At 71.7% G+C, this 18,810-nt stretch carries 18 protein-coding genes and 2 pseudogenes; 11 read left to right on the top strand and 9 right to left on the bottom strand.

Features of this window, described 5'->3' with window-relative positions:
• Positions 1-18: 18 nt before the first annotated feature.
• The 4 genes from J5X86_RS21155 to J5X86_RS21140 all read right to left on the bottom strand — a co-directional run bounded on the left by J5X86_RS21155 (position 19) and on the right by J5X86_RS21140 (position 2,695).
• Positions 19-576 carry an SDR family NAD(P)-dependent oxidoreductase gene (locus J5X86_RS21155; RefSeq protein WP_279595315.1) on the bottom strand — a complete coding sequence of 186 codons (558 nt, stop codon included), beginning with the start codon at positions 574-576 and terminating at the stop codon, positions 19-21.
• Positions 577-652: 76 nt separating this feature from the next.
• Positions 653-1,675: a Ppx/GppA phosphatase family protein gene (locus tag J5X86_RS21150; protein WP_208518321.1), complete on the bottom strand. Its 1,023-nt coding sequence runs from the start codon at positions 1,673-1,675 to the stop codon at positions 653-655.
• Between the two features lie 158 nt (positions 1,676-1,833).
• A complete protein-coding gene (locus J5X86_RS21145) occupies positions 1,834-2,061 on the bottom strand; it encodes a CDGSH iron-sulfur domain-containing protein (protein WP_308124677.1) in 228 nt (75 codons plus the stop codon).
• Positions 2,042-2,695: a HemK2/MTQ2 family protein methyltransferase gene (locus tag J5X86_RS21140; protein WP_208518320.1), complete on the bottom strand. Its 654-nt coding sequence runs from the start codon at positions 2,693-2,695 to the stop codon at positions 2,042-2,044. Before J5X86_RS21140 ends, J5X86_RS21145 begins: the two co-directional genes overlap by 20 nt.
• 222 nt (positions 2,696-2,917) lie before the next feature.
• On the opposite strand from J5X86_RS21140, the gene J5X86_RS21135 reads away from it, so the two are divergent.
• From J5X86_RS21135 to J5X86_RS21110, 6 genes and pseudogenes are all read left to right on the top strand, one after another.
• Positions 2,918-5,197, top strand: a complete 2,280-nt coding sequence (locus J5X86_RS21135; RefSeq protein WP_208518319.1) for a serine/threonine-protein kinase — start codon at positions 2,918-2,920, stop codon at positions 5,195-5,197.
• A 73-nt stretch (positions 5,198-5,270) separates the two neighbouring features.
• Positions 5,271-6,077 carry an alpha/beta fold hydrolase gene (locus J5X86_RS21130; RefSeq protein ID WP_243981006.1) on the top strand — a complete coding sequence of 269 codons (807 nt, stop codon included), beginning with the start codon at positions 5,271-5,273 and terminating at the stop codon, positions 6,075-6,077.
• Between the two features lie 32 nt (positions 6,078-6,109).
• A complete protein-coding gene (locus J5X86_RS21125) occupies positions 6,110-6,946 on the top strand; it encodes a MerR family transcriptional regulator (protein WP_208518317.1) in 837 nt (278 codons plus the stop codon).
• A gap of 13 nt (positions 6,947-6,959) precedes the next feature.
• A complete protein-coding gene (locus tag J5X86_RS21120) occupies positions 6,960-7,520 on the top strand; it encodes a GNAT family N-acetyltransferase (RefSeq protein WP_208518316.1) in 561 nt (186 codons plus the stop codon).
• Positions 7,521-7,522: 2 nt separating this feature from the next.
• Positions 7,523-7,885 (top strand): annotated as a pseudogene (locus J5X86_RS21115) (SDR family NAD(P)-dependent oxidoreductase); the annotation flags it as partial.
• Between the two features lie 156 nt (positions 7,886-8,041).
• The gene (locus tag J5X86_RS21110; protein ID WP_208518315.1) at positions 8,042-9,952 is read left to right on the top strand and encodes an amidohydrolase; all 1,911 of its coding nucleotides are present in this window, start codon (positions 8,042-8,044) and stop codon (positions 9,950-9,952) included.
• Between the two features lie 57 nt (positions 9,953-10,009).
• On the opposite strand, the gene J5X86_RS52010 is transcribed toward J5X86_RS21110, so the two are convergent.
• Complete coding sequence (locus J5X86_RS52010; RefSeq protein WP_279595295.1) at positions 10,010-10,141, bottom strand: hypothetical protein; 132 nt, start codon at positions 10,139-10,141, stop codon at positions 10,010-10,012.
• Positions 10,142-10,182: 41 nt separating this feature from the next.
• Entirely contained in the window at positions 10,183-11,178 is a 996-nt protein-coding gene (locus J5X86_RS21105) for a LacI family DNA-binding transcriptional regulator (protein WP_308124676.1), read from the bottom strand.
• A 119-nt stretch (positions 11,179-11,297) separates the two neighbouring features.
• On the opposite strand from J5X86_RS21105, the gene J5X86_RS21100 reads away from it, so the two are divergent.
• The 3 genes from J5X86_RS21100 to J5X86_RS21090 are packed head-to-tail and all read left to right on the top strand — an operon-like array spanning position 11,298 to position 13,932.
• Positions 11,298-12,188: a helix-turn-helix domain-containing protein gene (locus J5X86_RS21100; RefSeq protein ID WP_208518313.1), complete on the top strand. Its 891-nt coding sequence runs from the start codon at positions 11,298-11,300 to the stop codon at positions 12,186-12,188.
• On the top strand, positions 12,185-13,084 hold the full coding sequence (locus J5X86_RS21095) for an aldo/keto reductase (RefSeq protein ID WP_208518312.1): 900 nt from the start codon (positions 12,185-12,187) through the stop codon (positions 13,082-13,084). Before J5X86_RS21100 ends, J5X86_RS21095 begins: the two co-directional genes overlap by 4 nt.
• Before the next feature lie 59 nt (positions 13,085-13,143).
• The gene (locus J5X86_RS21090) at positions 13,144-13,932 is read left to right on the top strand and encodes an alpha/beta fold hydrolase (protein WP_208518311.1); all 789 of its coding nucleotides are present in this window, start codon (positions 13,144-13,146) and stop codon (positions 13,930-13,932) included.
• Between the two features lie 57 nt (positions 13,933-13,989).
• On the opposite strand, the gene J5X86_RS21085 is transcribed toward J5X86_RS21090, so the two are convergent.
• Positions 13,990-15,492, bottom strand: a complete 1,503-nt coding sequence (locus J5X86_RS21085) for a HAMP domain-containing sensor histidine kinase (protein ID WP_208518310.1) — start codon at positions 15,490-15,492, stop codon at positions 13,990-13,992.
• 395 nt (positions 15,493-15,887) lie between these two features.
• On the bottom strand, positions 15,888-16,748 hold the full coding sequence (locus J5X86_RS21080) for an SDR family oxidoreductase (RefSeq protein ID WP_208518309.1): 861 nt from the start codon (positions 16,746-16,748) through the stop codon (positions 15,888-15,890).
• Between the two features lie 356 nt (positions 16,749-17,104).
• On the opposite strand from J5X86_RS21080, the gene J5X86_RS21075 reads away from it, so the two are divergent.
• Entirely contained in the window at positions 17,105-17,506 is a 402-nt protein-coding gene (locus J5X86_RS21075; protein ID WP_208518308.1) for a helix-turn-helix domain-containing protein, read from the top strand.
• Positions 17,507-17,562: 56 nt separating this feature from the next.
• Here J5X86_RS21075 and J5X86_RS21070 read toward each other — a convergent pair whose 3' ends face one another.
• The gene (locus J5X86_RS21070) at positions 17,563-18,237 is read right to left on the bottom strand and encodes an HAD family hydrolase (RefSeq protein WP_208518307.1); all 675 of its coding nucleotides are present in this window, start codon (positions 18,235-18,237) and stop codon (positions 17,563-17,565) included.
• A gap of 304 nt (positions 18,238-18,541) precedes the next feature.
• Between J5X86_RS21070 and J5X86_RS52905 the strand changes: the two are divergent.
• Positions 18,542-18,810, top strand: a pseudogene (locus tag J5X86_RS52905) (hypothetical protein); the annotation flags it as partial.

The following is an 18,810-nucleotide window of genomic DNA, read 5'->3' as shown; positions in this document are numbered from 1 at the left end:
GGCGCCGTCCGCGCCGGGTCAGACGGCCACGCGGCCACCGTCGACCGGCAGCACCGCGTCCTGGACGAAGCTCGCCGCCTCGCTCGCCAGGAAGGTGATGGCCTCGGCGATCTCCTCGGGCGCGGCGGGCCGCCCGGTGGGCGCCTGCGCGGCGAGAGCCGTCAGATCCTCACCCATACCGGCCGTGCCCTCCGTGCGGGTCGGCCCCGGCTCGACGGCGTTGAACCGGACCCCGCGCGGGCCGTACTCGGCGGCCCACGACTTGGTGAGCAGGTTCAGCGCCGCCTTGCTCGATCCGTACAGCGCCATCCCCGGCGCCCCGTACTCGGCGACCATGGTGCTCACGTTGACGACCGCCCCGTAGCCGCGCTCCGCCATCGCCGGGGCGAGCTCCGCCACCAGGTAGAACGGCGCCTTCACATTCAGCGCGTAGACGGTGTCGACATCGCTCTGCGGCGTTTGGTCCGTCGGCCCGAACGGGAAGACCCCGGCATTGTTGACCAGGACGTCCACCCGGCCGCCGCCCAGTTCCCGGGCCTCGCGGGCCAGCTTGCGCACGGACTCGGCGTCCCGCAGGCCATAACCTGTGGATCAGCCGGTCCGGAATCCGTGCCCGATCAGCCGGTCCGGGCGATGACGCGGCTTCCCGTTCTCATGCGTCGGCCGCCACCGCTCCGATGCCGTGGAGCCGCCGGTGGCCTGCGAGGGCCGGGAGCGAGGTGAGTGCCGGGGGAGCGGGAGGCTCGTCTTCGAGGCCGGAGACGTAGTCGAGCAGGACGCCCTCGCGCAGGCCCCATGGGCAGGTGGTGAGTCGTTCCACCGCCATGACCTCCATGACGGCCTCCGCGACGATCGCACCGGCCAGGGACTGATGCGCCCTGGAGGCGGAGATGCCGCGCAGCCTCGCTCGCTGCTCGTCCGTTTTGGCCGCGAGTTGTGGCACCCAGGGCCCCAGGTCCTTCCGGCTGAGACTGTGGAGCGCGGGCAGGCCGTTGCGGGACTGTGGCTTTCCGGCGAGGCGGGCCAGTTGCGTGAAGGTCCTGGACGTGGCGACGCAGGAGAGGGGCGCCGGCTGGGCGCGGAGTTCGGCCGTGCACTGGCCGAGCACGGAGCGTACGTGCTGGCGCAACGCTTGGACGTCCCGCTTCTTCACCGGCGTGGCATCGGGCAGATGGTGACGGGTGAGCCGGTCGGCGCCCAGTGGCAGGGAGACGGCGAGATCGGGGTATCTGCCGCTGCCACAGGCGATTTCCAGCGAGCCACCGCCGATGTCGAGGAGCAGGATCCGCCCCGCCGACCAGCCGAGCCAGCCGCGTGCCGCCCTGAACGTCAGCCGTGCCTCCTCTTCGCCGGTCATGAAACCCACGCGGATACCGGTGGCGGCCTCGATCTCGCCGAGCACGGCGTCCCGGTTGGTCGCGTCCCGCACCGCCGATGTGGCGAAGGGGATCAGGCGGTCGACATGGTGGGCGAGAGCGGCCGCGGCACTCGCGGTGACGGCGCCGACCAGGGACCGGATCGCGTCAGGCCGGATCACCCCCTGGCGATCGGTCGCCTCGGCCACGCGGACCGGCTGTTTCCACGATGCCACCGGCTCCGGGGGCCTGCCCGGAGCCAGGTCGGCGATCATGAGGTGGACCGTACGGGATCCGATGTCGATCACTCCACAGCGCATATGCCGTGAGTGCCCCACCCACCACGAGTTCAGACCTCCGTTGATCGCGCTTCACCTGGAGAACACCTGCGCAGGGGGCGCGCGGTGCTCCGCTGGGGGCGGCGGCGACGGCTGTATGCCGGGACGGCGGGGCGGGGGTGCGCGCGGGCGGTGCTCTGCTACTTCGCGCCCGATCCGCGCTGCGACCTCGGGGGTCTGCGGCGGTGGCTCGTATCGCACCACGGGTAGCGCGCGCTGCGGCCGCACAGGCACACGGCCACCGTGAAGCGGTCGGAGCGCACCACGCTGCCATCGGGCAGGGTGATCTCGACCGGTCCCTCGATCAGCATCGGGCCATCGTTCCCCAGCCGCACCCGCACCGCGCGGTCACGTTCGTCGTTCGGCACGGATCACCACCAGCTCTTCCTTCGTCTCGCCCGGGGCGATCAGCCCACGGGCCTCCAGCCAGGGCGCCTGCGCGCGCAGCACCGGCCCGAAGGGGATCGTGCGGCGGTCGGCCACGGCCGCCCGCAGCCCGCTCCCCGTCAACTGCGCCACGGTTCGCTCCGCCCCGCTCAGCGCCGAGTGCACCAGCAGCAGCACGCCGCCGGGGCGCAGCAACGGTGGTGCATCCCGGCAGATCCGGTCGAGCAGCGCCCGCCCGTCGGCCCCGGCCCGCCAGGCCAGACCGCGGCCCCGGCGGGCCCGCCGCCCCGCCACCGGCACATAGGGCGGGTTGGCGACGATGAGATCGAACCCGCGGCCGGCCACCGGTGTCAGCAAGTCACCGTGGAGGACACGCACCGGCAGCCCTTTGAGGCGGGCCCGCAGCCAGGTGGCGCCGACGGCGAGCGGCGAGACATCGACCGCGGTCACCTGGGCCGCACCGCGCTCGGCCGCGACGAGGGCCAGGGCCCCGCTGCCGGTCCCCACGTCCAGGACGGCCGTGCCGGCCGTGATGTTCTCCCGCAGCAACGCCTCGGCCAGCAGCCATGTGTCGTCCTGCGGCGCGTACACACCTGGCGGCGTCTTGAACACCATCAGCGGCGAGTACCCGCACAGGGCCGTGGTGTGCGCGTGCGGTGCGGTGCGGCGCGAGGACGGTCACGGACAGTCGCGGGGCGGCGTCTCGTTCCAGAGTGGCGGTCCGGAGTGACTTCCTGCCGTCTCACCTGCCGTCTCAAGGGGGAGAGCTGTTACGGGGTGGTGCGTTCGTTTACGCTGTCGCTCGCTCGAACGGTGAGAGACGGGGTGACGGGGAGAATGTCCCGATCGGAGCATGGTCGACCGGCGATACCGCCTGTTGACGCGGGGGGACAACCGGGGTGGCCGACAGCTCCGCCACCACACAGCCCACTGGGGCATGCTGACCCTCCCCAGGCCGGTCCGTACCGGCTGGAGGCGATTCTCGGCGCGGGCGGGATGGGCCGGGTCTACCTGGGGCGTACGCCGGCCGGCAGCGCGGTGGCGGTCAAGGTCGTACACCGCGAATACGCGGGCGACGCGACGTTCCGCAAGCGCTTCGAGCAGGAGGTGGCGGCGGCCCGGCGGGTCCAGGGGCTGTACACCGTGCCGGTCGTGGACGCGGATCTGCGGGCCGATGAGCCCTGGCTGGCCACGGCTTACGTGCCCGGGCCGTCCCTGCAGCACGCGGTCGCCGACAGCGGGCCGTTGGCGGCCGATGCGGCGCTGGGGCTGATCGCCAGGGTGGCGGAAGCCCTGCAGTCCATCCACGCCGCCGATGTGATCCACCGTGACCTGAAACCCTCCAACATCATCCTCACCGCCGAGGGCCCCAAGGTCATCGACTTCGGTATCGCCCGCGCCGCGGACGTCACCACGGTGACCGCTACCGGAATGCGCACCGGAACGCCCGCCTACATGGCGCCCGAATACATCAGGGGGCAGAGCGTCACCGAAGCCGGTGATGTGTTCGCCCTCGGAGTCGTCGCCCACTTCGCCGCCACCGGACGGCTCGCCTTCGGCGGCGGCACCGACCACGGCGTGGTCTACCGCATCCTGGAACAGGCTCCGGACCTCGACGGCTGCCCCGAGCCCCTCCGGGCCATCGCCGCCGGATGCCTGGAGAAGGACCCGGAGCGGCGGCCGACCCTCGCCGAGGTCATCGAGCGGTGCCGCCGGGTCTCCACGGCAGGGGTCGCCGACGCCCACCCACGCACCGTGGTGTCCCCGTCAGGGCCCGATCGCGTGACACCCGGCCCGCTGGGCGCCCCTGGCTCGCTGGGCGCCCCCGGCTTGCCCGACGCCGAGACACGCACATCACTGTCGCCGCGCGGGTCCGGGCCCGCCGCCCCCGTACCGCCGCCGTCCGCTCCGGCCGCACACGACCCGGCACGGGGCGCCGCCCCCGGCGCTCCTGTGATCCCATCGGTCACGGACGACCTGCCGGACCCGCCGGTCCCGGACCCGCTCACCACGCCCGCGCCGGGGCTGCCCGTGCTGCTCAGCGGAGTCGGGATCCTCGTCCTCGCCGTCGTCCTGATCGCCGTCTACCTCCCCGGCTCTTCCCCCGACCGCGGCCCCAGCTTCCCCTATCGCTCGTTCGAGCCGACGGCCACTATCGGCCCCACCGGGCAGTCCAGGGACACCGAAGGCATGGCGTTCAGCCCGGATGGCAAGACGCTCGCCACGGGCAGCGACGACGGCAAGGTGCGATTGTGGAATGTCGCCGACCGCAAGCCACGCGCCACCTTCATCCAACGCGACAGCGTCGGGAATGACGGGTTCGGGGCCCGCAGTGTGACGTTCAGCCCCAACGGCAAGCTCCTCGCGGCCACCAATATGACCGGTTGGCTGACCATGTGGGACGTGGCCAAGCACCGGCAGGTTCGCTTCCTCGGCACCACAGTCGATGGCGGCGAAAAGGTGGCCTTCAGCCCGGACGGCAAGCTGTTCGCCACCGGCAGTCAGACCGGTTCGGTGTTCCTGTTTGACACCAACAACCACAAGGACGACATACTCGCCTACTACGACCAGGAGGCCAATGTCACGGGCGTGGCCTTCAGCCCGGACGGCCGGACGTTGGCCTCCGCGAGCGACGACTCCGACAGCAACCTCACCCCGAAACACTCGGTGCGGCTGTGGGACGTGGCACACCGCGATCCGGAACCTTACGGCCAGGACGGTCCACGGCTCACCATCTCCCCCGCGCAAGGAGTCCTGAGCCTGGCGTTCAGTCCGGACGGCAAGACAATCGCCACCGGCAGCTACGACGACAAGGTGCGGCTGTGGGATGCGAAGACCGGCCGTCAGCGCGCCACCCTCGGCGACTCCTACCAGGCGAAGGTCGACCACCTGGCGTTCAGTCCGGACGGCAAGACGCTCGCCGCCCCCGCCGGACAAGGACTGTTGCTGTGGAACGTGGCCACCCGCAAACCACGCGCCATCCTGTTGACCGGCGCGCAGGGGCCGGAGAGCACGCTCCGGGACGTGGCCTTCAGCCGGGACGGCCGCCTCATCGCGGGCAACGACACCAAGCACCACAAGGTGTACCTGTGGAAGAACCCGTACCGGGCGCGCTAGAGCGCACCCTCCGTGGTGAGGGCCGCCGCGACGGTTGACCCTGACGCAGGGACAACCTCTCAGCATGGTCGGCATGACGACGATTCAGCGCTTCACGGTCCACCACGACGGCGTCACCATCCCGGTGTCCCGCGGCGGCCGGGGACGGCCGCTGGTCCTGTGCCCCGGCCTGAACTCCACTCAGGCCGACCTGCACGAGCTGATCGAGCTCCTGCGACGCGACCACGACGTGGTGACCTTCGACCTCAGGGGACATGGCCTCGCCTCGGCCGCCGACCGGTATTCCTTCGACGCGTTCCTGAGCGATCTCTTCGCCGTGCTGGCCGAGCTGGAACGCCTCGACCTGCCCTCGCCGCCCGTGCTCGTGGGCTACTCGCTGGGCGCGGACCTGGCCGTGCACTACGCCGCCGAGTGCTCTGACGGCGTGGCCGGGCTCGTCCTCATCGACGGGGCGAACCCGCTGCCCGAACCGTTCATCACCGACGCCGACCTGGCGGAGTTCCGCGCGATGGCGGAGGATCCGGCGACGCGGCGGGAGATCGAGCAGGCCATGGGCACCGCGCGGCAGGTGCTGCTCACCGCCCAGGACGTCCTCGACCTGCAGCTCGAGATGGATGCGGTGCGCTCCGGAATCCTCGACCGATACCGGAAGATCGACTGCCCCATCCACATGATCATGTCGACGTGGATCGCCGGTGACAGCACCGAAGGGCGTGCGCCGCGGCACAACCGGCTCTGGCGTGCCGGTATCGATCGCCTCGTCCGCGAGCGTCCGCACATCCCCACGTCCTGGCTCGACGCCGACCACCGCCTGGTCTTCACCCACGCCCCGGAGATCGCGGAGATCATCCGAAGTGCACACCCTCGGCCGACAGGCTGACTTCGCGAACGACTCCGAGGAGACTGGGACCGATGCTGACCATCGGCGAGCTGGCGTCGTACGCCGGAGTGACGGTGCGCGCGGTGCGGCATTACCACGCCAAGGGGCTGCTGCCGGAGCCGGAGCGGGATCACTCCGGCTATCGGAGGTACGGCGCCGACGCCGTCGTCGAGCTGATCAGGATCCGGACCCTCGCCGAGGCCGGGGTACCGCTGGCGCGCGTACGGGACTTGCTACGGGCCGACGAGGAGGAGTTCGCCACGGCGGTCGCGGACATCGACAAGCGGCTGCGGGCGGAGATCCGGGAGCGGCAGCGGCACCGCGAGCGCATCGCCCGCCTCGCCGCCGGGGACAGCCTGGCGCTGCCCCCGGAGGTGGTCGAGTTCCTCGACCGGCTGCGGGCGCTCGGGGTCGACGAGCGGATCGTCCAGGTCGAACGCGACGGCTGGATCCCGCTGGCCGCGCAGGCACCCGAGCGGGTCCCGGAGTGGATGGCACGCAAGCGGGAGCAGATCGCCGACCCCCGTTTCATCGCCTTCTATCACACCCTGGGCCAGGCACTCGACCGCACCGACGACGACCCACGGCTGCTCGAACTGGCCGACCAACTGGCCGCCTACCTCACGCAGATGGCCGAGGAGCGGGGCGCGGACTACATCGACGATGCCGACATCGCGCCACCGCTCGCCAAGGTGATGGACACCCTCGCCTTCGACACCATGCCATCGGCCCGTCGACTGATCGAGCTGCTGAAGCAGCGGGGCTGGACCGGCTGGACCAAGCTCGGTCGCGTGGCCGCGACACGCGACCGTGTTCAGGCAGCAAGCAGCCCGCCACGAATATCCGGTGGCGGGCCCGGCCACCGGTGATGAGGATCGCGGCATGCATGTCTTCCTGGAGACCGAACGGCTCGTGCTGCGCCCGCTCACCGAGGCCGACGCCGACCATCTCTTCGCGCTGGACAACGACCCCGACGTCATGCGCTTCATCAACGGCGGCAAGCCGACGAGCCGCGAGACGCTCCACACGCGGACCCTGCCACGCCTTCTCCACGACCACCCGTGCTTCGGCACCCGCGGCTACTGGGCCGCCGAGGAGAAGGCCACCGAAACCTTCCTGGGCTGGTTCGAGTTCCGCCCCCTGGCCGACCACACCCCCGCCGTGGTGGAACTCGGCTACCGGCTGAACAAGGCCGCCTGGGGCAAGGGTTACGCCGCGGAAGGAGCGCGGACCCTGGTCCACAAGGGCTTCACGGATCTCGGCGTCGAACGGGTCACCGCGAACACCATGGCGGTGAACACCCGCTCGCGGCGGGTGATGGAGAAGGCGGGCCTGTCGTTCCTCCGGAACTTCACCGGGGACTGGCCGGACCCGATCGAAGGATCCGAGCACGGCGAAGTCGAGTACGAACTCACCCGGACCGCCTGGAAGCAACGCCGATAGCCACCACGGCGTTTCTGCCGCTGCTGCGCCGCTCGGACGACCCTGTGATCGTCAACGTCAGCAGCGGCATGGGCTCCCTCGCCCTCACCCACGACCCCGCCCGCCCCGAGTCGCGCGTCGTCGCACCGCTGTACACCTCCTCCAAGGCGGCGCTGACGATGTTGACCACGCAGTACGCCAGGGGGCTCAAGGGCATCCGGGTCAATGCTGCCGACCCCGGATACACGGCGACCGATCTCAACGGTCACAGCGGCCCCCAAACCGTCACCGAGGGCACGGACGCGATCGTCGCCCTCGCCACCGAGGAGCCCGGTGCCGGCACCGGACGCTTCGTCTCCCGCCATGGCGAGATCGCCTGGTCCTGACAGCCATAACCGTGTGCCTGACCGGTCGGGCAACGACGGAAATCGTTGTTGATGCCCCTGTCCACGGGCCATATCCGCAGTGCCGGGCGGCTGGTGCTTACGTGCTTAATCACCGAGGCTGACGCGTCATTACCTCATCACACTCAGGGAGTGAGCATGGGCTTTGACCTGGCGCGCCGTCGTCTTCTGTCGGCCGTGGGCGCAGCGGGTGTCGCGGGAGCCCTCGGGCTGGGCGGCTCTGACGCGTTCGCGGCCTCCGGCCGTGGCTCGTCCGGATCCCCGGGCTCGTCCGGATCCCGTGGCTCGTCGGGATCCCGTCGTTCGGCCGCGACGATCATCCACGGTGGACGGGTGCTGACCGGTCTGCCGTATGTGCCGCAGCAGGAGGCCATCGCCGTGGGGAGGGACGGGAAGATCCTGGCGGTCGGCCCGGCGTCCCTGGTGCGGCGGCTGGCCGGGAGGGACACGGACTTCGTCGACGCCCGCGGTGGCACCGTCATGGCGGGGATCATCGATGCGCATGCGCACTGCCTGGACGCCGGGTCGCGCTCGCTCAACCCGTCCCTCGGCAATGAGACGTATACCGTTGCCGCACTCCAGGCGAAGCTGACCGAGTTCCTGGACGCGAGCAAGGACCAGGAACCGGACGGATGGCTGGTGGTGGAGGACTGGAACCCGGTGGGCCTGCCCGCCGGGACCGAGACCCACCACCGCATCCTGGACGCGCTGCCGACCCGCCGGCCGATCGCGCTCAGGGGCTCGGACGCCCACAACACCTGGGTCAACAAGCGCGCCCTGGAGCTGGCGAAGATCACGTCGAGCACCCCGGACCCGGCCGGTGGCCGCATCGTCCACGACTCGGCCGGAGCGCCGTCCGGGTTGCTGAAGGACACCGCGCAGGACATCGTCGAGGCGGTGATTCCGCCGCCCGACCGGGACAAGCTGCTCGCCGCCGAGGCGAAGGCCCTCCGCCAGGCGGCCTCCAGCGGCATCACCACGTACATGGACGCGGCCACCCAGACCGAAGGACTCGGCACCTATGCCGATCTGGCCGACTCGGGCCGGCTGCTCCAGCGGGTCATCCCGGCGCTGCGCCTTGACCTCGACCTCATCCGTGACCCGAAGGCCGCGCTGGCCTACGTCGACGAGCAGCGCACGAAGTACGCAGAGGTGCCGGGCCTGTGCTTCGGGACCGCGAAGGTCTTCCTCGACGGAGTGATCGAGCACCCCGCGCAGTCCGCCGCGCTGCTGGAGCCGTACCTCGACGGCCACGGCAAGCCCACCGACAACCGCGGCGACTTGTACGTGACCTCCACCGAGTACGGGCGCCTGGCGGCCGTACTGGACCGGGCCGGCTGGCAGTTGCACGCGCATGCCATCGGTGACCGCGCGGTGCGCACCGCGCTGGACGGTTACGAGGCGGCGATACGGGCCAACGGCCGCCGTGGCAACCGGCACACCATCGCCCATCTGCAGCTCGTGCACCCGGACGACTACCGGCGCTTCGCGCCGCTGGGCGTGGTCGCCTGTATGCAGTTGCAGTGGGCGATGCGCGATGTGTGGACGGTGGACGCCCTCCTGCCCTACATCGGCCCGGACCGCCACCGGCTGATGTATCCGGCGCGCAGCCTGGAGCGGCACGGCGCGGCGCTGGCCGGGGGATCGGACTGGCCGGTGGACCCGCTCGACTCCTTCAACCAGATCCGCACCGCCATCGACCGGAACGGCGACGACGGGGCGCTCTACCCGGAGCGGGAAGGCATCAGCCGCGCCACCAGCCTGCGCATGCACACGGCGGGCTCGGCCCATCAGCTCCGTATCGACCGCGAGACCGGTGTGCTCACCCCGGGCCGGGCCGCCGATGTGATCGTGCTCGACCGGGATGTGACCCGGGTGCCGGTCAAGGACATCACCGGTACGAAGGTGCGCATGACACTGGCGGGCGGCAGGCGCGTCTGGGACGCGGATCAGCCGGGCGCACCGGCCTCCGCCACCTCGTTCGCGGCCCGGCCCGCCTCCCTCGCCTCCGTGCACGGCCGCCATGCCGCCTGCGGCTGCCAGGGCTGACCGGCCTGTCCACCTGTCGTACCGCCCTGCCTCGCCGGGCCCGGTAGCTCGCCGCGCCTAGTAGCCGACGGTGAAGTGTTCGTCCTCGTTCGGGTTCTCGAGCTCGTCGAGGACGGCCACGGCGCCCGTCATCTGGAGCCGTTTGAGCCGCACTCCGGCGGCGACCGCCTTCCTCGCCGCGCTAGACATCACGGCAACGGATGCCTGACCTTCGTGGCCCGGCGCCTCCGTCATGACGTGTGCCGGGGGGATCGGCGCATCGAGGAGGACCGAACCTCCAGACGGGTCTCGATCACCACGGGCGGCGGCGTGTGCGGCGGGTTCTCCACCAGGCTCACCAGTGCGTCGACGGCCGCCGCCCCGGCCTGCTCCGGGGCCAGTGACACCGTCGACACGGGCGGGGTGGTGCGGCCATAGGCCGGATCCTCGCTACTGCACACCACCATCAGGTCGTCCGGCACCGAAAGACCGCACCGCGTGGCCGCCTCCAGGACCTGACGGCCGCAGGGGTCGTACAGGCCGAACACCGCGTCCGGCCCGCCGTGCCCGGTCAGCAGGGCGTCCAGCCGCGGTTCCTCGGAGCCGTCCTCGGCGAACGGGACAACACACGGCCGCACACCGGTGCCCGAGCACCACCGCCGGTAGGCCGTCACGCTCGCGCGGGTGTAGTACTCCTGGGTGGGCCCGGCGATCAGCGCGATCCGCTCCGCGCCCTGCCCGGCCAGATGTTCCAGGACGCGGCGGGTCATGGCCTCGTGGTCGGTGTCGACCCAGGTCTCCCGCGCCCGCAGCTCGCCGGGACGGCCGTCGAACACCAACGGCAGGCCGCGTGCGCGCAGCAGCCGCACCACGGGGTCGCTTGGCGGACTGTCCACCAGCACCACCCCGGCGGCCGGCAGGGTGCGCCACATGTGTTCGGCCGGCCCCGAGGGCATCGCCATCAGCGCGTAGCCACGCCGATGGGCGGCGATGGTGGCCGCGCTGATGGCCTGGGCGAAGTACGGCACGCTCGCGAAGTCCCACGCACTTTCACCATGAGCGGTCACCGCGAGCCCCAGGGTGCGCCCGCCGCCGCCCGCCGGGCCGTAGCCGAGCGCACCGGCCACCGCCTTCACCCGGGCCCGCGTCGGCTCCGAGACCCGGCCCGTGCCGTTGAGCACGTTGGACACCGTCGCGGTCGACACCTCCGCCGCCCGTGCCACGTCCGCGATCGTCACCTTGGACACGCCCGGCAGAATACGCTCCCGCGCCACCCTCGACCGGCCTCGGCGCAGGGAGCCGCTGACCTCCGGGTGGGTGCATCGCACCCACCCGCGGCTCCCTTGCCCTGATTAGCCTGGCCGGCGTGGAAAGCGAGAACAAGCTCGGTGACTATCTGCGCGCCCGCCGCGCGATGACCGCACCGCCCGACGTCGGATTCCCCGACGACCCTTCCCGCCGGGTTCCCGGTCTCCGGCGGGATGAGGTGGCGCTGCTCGCCGGGGTGAGCACGGACTACTACATCCGGCTCGAGCAGGGCCGTGAGCGGCACCCGTCCGAGCAGGTACTCCAGGCGATCGCGCGGGCGCTGAGGCTCGACGACGCCGCGGCGGCGCATCTGTTCCGGCTCGGCCTGCCCGTCCTCGGGCCGTCCGTGTCCTCGACGGCTACCGTCGGCCCCGAGCTGCGGCGGCTGATGGACGGCATGCACGACGTGCCCGCCTTCGTCGTCGGCGCGGCCCAGGACATCCTCGCCGCGAACGCGATGGCGCGGGAGCTGTACCGCGGTTTCGCCCGGTACGACAACCTGCTCCGGATGATCTTCCTTGATCCCTTCGCCCAGGAGTTCTACGGCGGCTGGGAGAAGGCGGCGGGGACCGCGGTGAGCAATCTGCGGGCGGCGTCGTCGCGGTTCCCGGGCGATGAGCGCATCGAACGTGTCGTCGGCGAGCTGAGCATGCGCAGTCCCGCGTTCGCCACCTTGTGGGCCCGCTACGAGGTCCGCCCGCGCACCCACGAGGACAAGCACTTCCGGCACCCGCGGGTCGGTGAACTCCATCTGCACTTCCAAGCGCTGGCCGTCACCAGCGCCCCGGGACAGCACCTGTCCGTCTACAGCGCGGAACCCGGCAGCACCAGCGGCGATGGCCTGATCCTGCTGCGTCGGCTCGCCGAGCAGAGCACCGCTTTTGCCGAGCAGAGCACCGCCTCCGCGGAACGGAGCACCACCACAGAGGAAGGAAACCCCCGCTCGTGACCGCATCCCTCGCCCACGCCACCGGCAGTTTCGAGATCGCCGGGAAGAAGGTGGCCCGGCTGGGCTTCGGCGCCATGCGACTCACCGGACTCGGCGTATGGGGCGAACCCGACGACCGCGCGGAGTGCCTCCGCGTGGTCCGCCGCGCCGTCGAACTCGGCGTCCAGCTCATCGACACCGCCGACTCCTACGGGCCGCACGTCAGCGAGGAGATCATCCGGGAGGCCATCCACCCCTACCCGGACGACGTCCTCATCGCCACCAAGGCCGGTCTCACCCGCAACGGCCCCGACGTGATCGAGACCGATCAGGGACTGGTGCGCCTGGGCCCCGCGGCCTGGCCGCCGGTCGGGCGCCCCGAATACCTGCGCCGGCAGGCCGAGATGAGCCTGCGGCGCCTCGGCCGGGACCACATCGACCTGTTCCAGCTCCACCGCGTCGACCCGAAGGTCCCGCTGGAGGACCAGGTCGGTGAATTGAGGGCGCTCCAGGACGAAGGCAAGATCGTCGCGATCGGCCTGTCCCAGGTGACCGTCGACCAGATCGAGCAGGCCCGGCGGATCGCCGACATCGCCACCGTCCAGAACCGCTACAACCTCACCGACCGCGGCTCCGCCGACGTTCTCGACCACTGCACCCGCCACGGCATCGGCTTCATCCCCTGGGCCCCGGTGGGCGCCGGCCGACTCACCCGGCCCGGCGGCCCGGTCGACCGCATCGCCTCCGCACACGGCGCCACCCCCTCCCAGGTCGCACTCGCCTGGCTGCTGGCCCGCTCCGAGGCCATGCTGCCCATCCCCGGCACCTCCAAGGTGGCCCACCTGGAGGACAACGTGGCCACGGCGCAACTGCGCCTGAGCGGCGAAGAGATCGACGAGCTCACCGACGCCGTATGACGGCCACACCCGCGCGGCCGGCCTCCCTCTGCGCACCTTCACCGACGAAAGACCGATCCATGCTGCTGCCCTTTGACGAGGCGGGCCACGGGCGCGCCGTCGTCCTGCTCCATGCCCGGCCCACGGACCGCACCATGTGGCGGGCGCACCTTCCGCTGCTCGCCGATGCCGTGGTCCGGGCCATCGCCCCGGACCTGCCCGGCCACGGTGCGGCGCTCGTGCCCGACAAGCGCGTGGTGGCACCCTGGGCGGACGTCCTCGCCACGCTCGACCACCTCGGGGTCGACCGCTTCGTGCTGGCCGGGAACTCGCTCGGCGCGCTGGTGGCGCTCCAGGTGGCCGTCACGGCACCCGGCCGGGTGGCGGGCCTGGTCCTGGTGGGCTACCGCCCCCATGACCAACCACCTTCCCCTCGCCTGCGGCGGGCCTGGGACAGCGAGCGAACGGCACTGGACGCCGGTGACATCGACGCCGCCGTACGGGCCGGGGTCGACGCCTGGACGGCGGCGGACGCACCCCGCGAAGCGCGGGCGCACGCGGCCCGCATGCTGCGCGACCAGTTGCGGTCCCAGCTCACCCATGGCGAACCGGCCCGGGCGGTGGACCCGCTGGACGAGGACCCGGCCGCGTTGCGCACACTCGGCGTCCCGGCCGTGGTGGGCGTCGGCGAGCGCGACATGCCCGACTTCTTCCACGGGGGCGAGGGCCTGGCGCATGAGCTGGGCGCGGGTGGAGTGGTGGTCATCCCGGGCGCGGGACATCTCGCACCGCTGGAACAACCCGCGGCGTTCTGCGACCTGCTCGTGAACGTCATGAAGGGTGAGCGGCCGGGAAGCTCCATGACATGAGGCGGCAGATGGCGGCCGTACGGCCCTGATCGGGACCGCGCTCGGTGTCCCGGCGGCTCACACCTGGGTTTCGGAGGTCGGTGCGAGCTGGTGGCGGCCGGTCAGCCAGTCCCGGCGCAGGAGCAGCAGGGTGCTCTCCACGTCCCGGACGTCGGTGGCCGGCAGCCGCACCTCGAAGCGTGTGCCGGGCCGCCCGTCGGGCCGGTCCAGCACGGCGATCCGGCCCCGGTGCAGGTCGATCTGCTGGGCGACCAGGGTCAGGCCGAGGCCCGAGCCGGGACTGTCCGGGCCCCGCCGGAACCGCTGGAAGACCTCCTCGCGGCGCTCGGGAGGGATACCGGGGCCGTGGTCGTCCACGGTGAGCACGGCGGCCGGCTCACGCGGGTCGCGGGACGCGCGCAGGGTGACCTCGATACGGGCGGTACCGTCGGCGGCGCGGCCATGGGTCCAGGCGTTGGTCAGCAGGTTGTCCACCGCCGAGCGCAGCCCCTCCTCCCAGCCGTGCACCAGCAGCCCCGTGGTGGTGCGCACGGACACCTCGGCGCCCGCGTGGGTGCGCCGCAGGCCGGAGACCGACGCGTCCACCAGCTCCGCCAGGTCCAGCGAGGCGAACGCGTCCGCCTCGACCAGGTCGCCCTGCGCGAGTGCCCGGAGCATCACCAGCAACCCGAGCAGCCGGGCGTGCTCACGCCCCAGGTCCTCGAGCACCTCCGCCCGGTCCCCGGGATCCAGGCCGGGGTGGTCGGTGAGGATGTCGATGTTGGTGCGCATGCTCATCAGCGGGGTGCGCAGCTCGTGGGACGCGGTCGCGGCGAACGCGCGGGCGGTGGCCAGCGCCTCCCCGGTGCGCTCGACCTGCTCGTCGTAGCGGGCGAGCACCGTCTGCACCGTGTACGCCAGGTCGTCGACCTCGGCGATACGGGTCGGGGTGTGCTCCAGGCGCGCGGCGCTGGTCCTGGGGTCCAGGCCGCTGGTACGCCGCTGCAGCCGCCGCAGCGGCAGGACCGCCCGGGTGGCGATGGCCCAGGCGGTGGCCCCGGCCAGGGGCGCGGCCAGCAGCGCCCCGAGCACCACCCGCCGGCGCACCAGCGCCAGCTCCTCCTCGGCGGTGTCCGGCGAGAACAGCCACAGATTCGGCGGCGTGTTGCCCTTCTTCGCGGCACCGACCCGCAGCGAAAGGGCCAGCCAGTCCGTGTCACCGGAGGTCACGGTGACCGGCTTCGGCGCACTGCGGGGCAGCGAGGGGAACGGATCGGGCTGCGGGCCGGCCGTGATCGTGCCCCCGGGGGCCCCGGGCGCGGTCAGCCGGACGCCCACGTCCCGCGCGGAGTTGACCAGCCGCCGCTGCCGGGCCTGCTCCATGACCGGGCGGTCGGTCCCGGCGACCTCCAGGAACGCCTTGGCGTTCTTGGCGAGGACCGTCGCGCGGGCGCGCAACTGGGAATCCTGGCGCGCACGCAGGTCATCGGTGACCAGACGCAGCAGCAGCCAGCCGGAGGCCAGCACCAGCAGGGGCACGCTCAGGCCGACCGCGAGGGCGATGCGGGTGGACAGCTTCACGGCGCCTCCCCGGCAGGCAGGCGCTCGCCGTCCGTGCGCCGCGGCCACCGCCGTATGGCCGCGTCGTCGTCGACCCTGGGCACTCGCCCGTCCCTGCCGGCCATGCTCACCCCTGTCTCGCGGCGTCCGAACGAGTCCGTCCGAGGAGACCGATCAAATCATCGCCATGACCCGTGTCTCCACACCGAGCGGACCGCCCAGAGCGGCATAAGCGGAGCACCCGCCCGCGCGACCACCACGCCGCGCCCTCACCACGCCGCGCCCTCACCGCGCCGCGCCCTCACCGGGGCGTGGCCATCCCCGCCCGATCGACGGAGCAGCGGCCTCGGGGCCATGTCGCCCTGGGCCGGGGTCCGGTACGACGTGCGGCCGGCCGTCGTACCGGAGCCGCGACGTCAGGAGCCGAGAGCCTCGGTGAGCGCGTCGGCCAGGGTGGTCGTGGGCCGACCGATCAGGCGGCGCAGGTCCGAGGAGACGGTGAAGAGCTCGCCGCGCCCCAGCCCGAGGTCCGAGTCGGAGAGGACCTCCGCCAGTTCGGCGGGCAGCCCGGCGCCGAGCAGCGCACTTCGGTACTGCTCGACGGGGAGGTCGTTGTAGACGACCCCCTGGCCCGCGGCGGTGGACAGCGCGGCGGCCAGCTCCGCGAGGGTGAAGGCGGTGTCCCCGCCCAGTTCGTACACGGAGCCGGCGTGGCCTTCGGAGGTCAGGACGGTGGCCGCGGCCTCCGCGCAGTCGCGTCGCGAGGCGGCGCTGACCCGGCCGGTACCGGCACTGCCGGGCACGGCTCCGGTCTGCAGATAGAGCGGGACCTGGGACGTGTAGTTCTCCAGGTACCAGCCGTTGCGCAGCACGACCCAGGACACGCCGCTGTCGCGCAGGTACCGCTCGGTCTTCGCGTGGGCGTCGGCCAGAATCATGTTCGCGGAGTGCGCGTTGAGCGTGCTGGTGTAGGCGATCAGTTCGGCGCCGGCCCGCTTGGCCGCGTCGATGGCGCGGGTGTGGTTGTCGAACCGCTCGCCGACGGTGGTCGTCGACACGAGCAGGACCTTCTGCGCACCCTTGAACGCCTCGGTGAGCCCGGCGGAGTCGGCGAAGTCGGCCTGCCGCACCTGGACGCCCCGCTCGGCCAGATCGGCCAGCCGGTCGGTGTTCCGCCCGGTGGCGATGATGTCGTGTGGCGCCACTCCGCGGCGCAGCAGGTCCTCCACGACGAGTCGGCCGAGCTGGCCGGTGGCTCCGGTAACGGCGATGGACATGTCTCTGCTCCTGGTACGTAGTTCCGAGAGGGCTTCGAGCGCCCCTCAGAAGTACATCGGAGAGACTCCCCATGGGGAAGTGACCACTTTTTAGTTAGGTGACTCTCCAAAGGAGAGTGTCGAGCTCACGCGCTAGAACGGGGCAGTGAGACGACCGTGGTGCGTAGGTGCTGCCGAGCCGTTCGCTGATGCGCTCCATCAGGAGGCCGTCCCGGACCGGGCAACTCACTGGTGGAGAGTCGCCATCGCTCGGGCGGGTTTCCCGCTCTGAGTAGGCTGGCGGGTCAGAGGGAAGCGAGACGAGGTCGGAGAGAAGCGAGACGAGGCCAGTGAACGAGGCTGAGGAGAACACGGGCATGGCGAAAGCACCGCGCACCGACTGGGACCCGTACGCCGGAGGCTGTCCGTCCCGCGACGTCCTCGACCGCATCGGCGACAAGTGGACCGTGCTCGTCCTCGGTGAACTGGCGAATTCCGGCGCCAAGCGGTACACGGCGCTGCGCAGGAGGCTGGACGGGGTGAGCGAGAAGATGCTCACGCAGACGCTGCGTGCCCTGGAGCGGGACGGTCTGGTCCGTCGGACCATCCATCCCGAGATCCCGCCCCGGGTCGAGTACGAGCTCACCGAACTGGGCGTGACCCTGCGCGGGCCGCTGCTGGCGCTGACGGACTGGTCGATGCGTCACATGAACGAGGTTCTGGAGGCGCGGGCCGCCTACGACCAGGGCAAGGAAGCCTCGCACGCGTCGGCGGGCTGAGCCGCCGGGGGCGGGGGCGGGGGCGGGAGTCGGCGGTCGGCCCGCTCGTTCCCGGCTCAGATGTGCGGGAACGGTTCGGTCAGCGAGGCGAGCACGTGGTCGGCCTCGGCGGCCCGCAGCTCCTCGGCGGTGTAGTGGCCGCTGGCGACCCCGACCGCGGTCGCGTTCGCCGCGTGCGCGGCCTCGATGTCGCGAGGGGTGTCCCCGACCACGTAGACGTCGGAGCGGGCCAGATCGTGTCCGTGCAGCCGGGCGGCCTTGGCCATCGCCAGGCGGGTGATCTCCGCCCGGTCCGGGGAGTCCGAGCCGTAGGCGCCGAAGACGAAATAGCGGCCCAGTTGGCCCGGTTCCATCTTGAGCCTGGCCGCACCCTCCATCGCGCCGGAGATCAGCCCGAGGATGATCCCCGCGTCCGTGATCCGCCGCAGGGTGTCCTCGACTCCGTCCAGGACGCGATACCCCTCCGACGCCCGGATGTCCTCCGACAGATGCCACAGATACGCGGCGTAGAGGCGGGCCATCTCATCGTGACTGGGCTCGCGGCCGAGCACGGCCCGGAAGGTCTTCCGGCCGACCTGCGGATCCGTCTCCCCGGCCGAGGTGTGGTCTCCGATGTCGGCGGCCACACCGTGCAACCGGTCGAACGCCCAGGCCCAACTCCGTTTTCCCGAGCCTCCGGTGTGCACCAGCGTTTCGTCGATATCGAAGAGCGCCGCTTTCGGTCCGGCCATGGCATTCTCCTCCGGCTCCGCCTGCTTCCAGGGTGCGCGATGGCGCCGGGGGCGGCCAGTTGCGTCGCCGCGGTGTTGGTGGTGCGGTTGACATGACGGAGGTAGCGCCCCCGAACGGAGGTAGCGCCCCCGAACGGATTCCATCTCCATGGCGAGGAGATTCCACCTCCATGGCGAGAGGGGGAGCGAACATGGGCACCACGAACCGAACACCTCCGAACACCTCCGGACACGCCGGGACCCCCGCGGCCGAAGTTGAGGGTGGATACGGGCGAGCCTAGGCTGGTGGAAGTGGGCAAACGAGATGGCCCACACTCGGCCGAACGCCCCACCATCGTGTCTGGCACGGCGGTCCCTTCCCAACCGGACCCGCCCCATCGCACGGCCGCCGCTCAGCTCCGGCCCTTACGGCCAGGCCCGTGGACGCAGTGCACAAGCGCAGACATCCATCGAGCGCACGGAGGGCGGCGTAGCCATGACCGACCTGGACACGCTGTCGGTGAACACGATCCGCGGACTGTGCATGGACGCGGTGCAAAAGGCGAATTCGGGGCACCCCGGAACGCCGATGGG

Origin of the sequence: Streptomyces sp. NEAU-YJ-81 (genome assembly GCF_017592595.1) — a bacterium.
GTDB lineage: Bacteria > Actinomycetota > Actinomycetes > Streptomycetales > Streptomycetaceae > Streptomyces > Streptomyces hygroscopicus_B.
The sequence above is the reverse complement of the archived record's forward strand: the minus strand, read 5'-3'. Positions and strand labels throughout refer to the sequence as shown.

Excerpts from the sequence above, each read along its gene's own strand:
- J5X86_RS21150 (WP_208518321.1), bottom strand. The coding sequence starts at position 1,675 with ATGCGCTGTGGAGTGATCGACATCGGATCCCGTACGGTCCACCTCATG.
- J5X86_RS21130 (WP_243981006.1), top strand. The coding sequence starts at position 5,271 with ATGACGACGATTCAGCGCTTCACGGTCCACCACGACGGCGTCACCATC.
- J5X86_RS21110 (WP_208518315.1), top strand. The coding sequence starts at position 8,042 with ATGGGCTTTGACCTGGCGCGCCGTCGTCTTCTGTCGGCCGTGGGCGCA.
- J5X86_RS21070 (WP_208518307.1), bottom strand. The coding sequence starts at position 18,237 with ATGGCCGGACCGAAAGCGGCGCTCTTCGATATCGACGAAACGCTGGTG.
- J5X86_RS52010 (WP_279595295.1), bottom strand. The coding sequence starts at position 10,141 with ATGTCTAGCGCGGCGAGGAAGGCGGTCGCCGCCGGAGTGCGGCTCAAA.
- J5X86_RS21120 (WP_208518316.1), top strand. The coding sequence starts at position 6,960 with ATGCATGTCTTCCTGGAGACCGAACGGCTCGTGCTGCGCCCGCTCACC.
- J5X86_RS21135 (WP_208518319.1), top strand. The coding sequence starts at position 2,918 with ATGTCCCGATCGGAGCATGGTCGACCGGCGATACCGCCTGTTGACGCG.
- J5X86_RS21140 (WP_208518320.1), bottom strand. The coding sequence starts at position 2,695 with ATGGTGTTCAAGACGCCGCCAGGTGTGTACGCGCCGCAGGACGACACA.
- J5X86_RS21125 (WP_208518317.1), top strand. The coding sequence starts at position 6,110 with ATGCTGACCATCGGCGAGCTGGCGTCGTACGCCGGAGTGACGGTGCGC.
- J5X86_RS21075 (WP_208518308.1), top strand. The coding sequence starts at position 17,105 with ATGGCGAAAGCACCGCGCACCGACTGGGACCCGTACGCCGGAGGCTGT.
- J5X86_RS21080 (WP_208518309.1), bottom strand. The coding sequence starts at position 16,748 with ATGTCCATCGCCGTTACCGGAGCCACCGGCCAGCTCGGCCGACTCGTC.
- J5X86_RS21090 (WP_208518311.1), top strand. The coding sequence starts at position 13,144 with ATGCTGCTGCCCTTTGACGAGGCGGGCCACGGGCGCGCCGTCGTCCTG.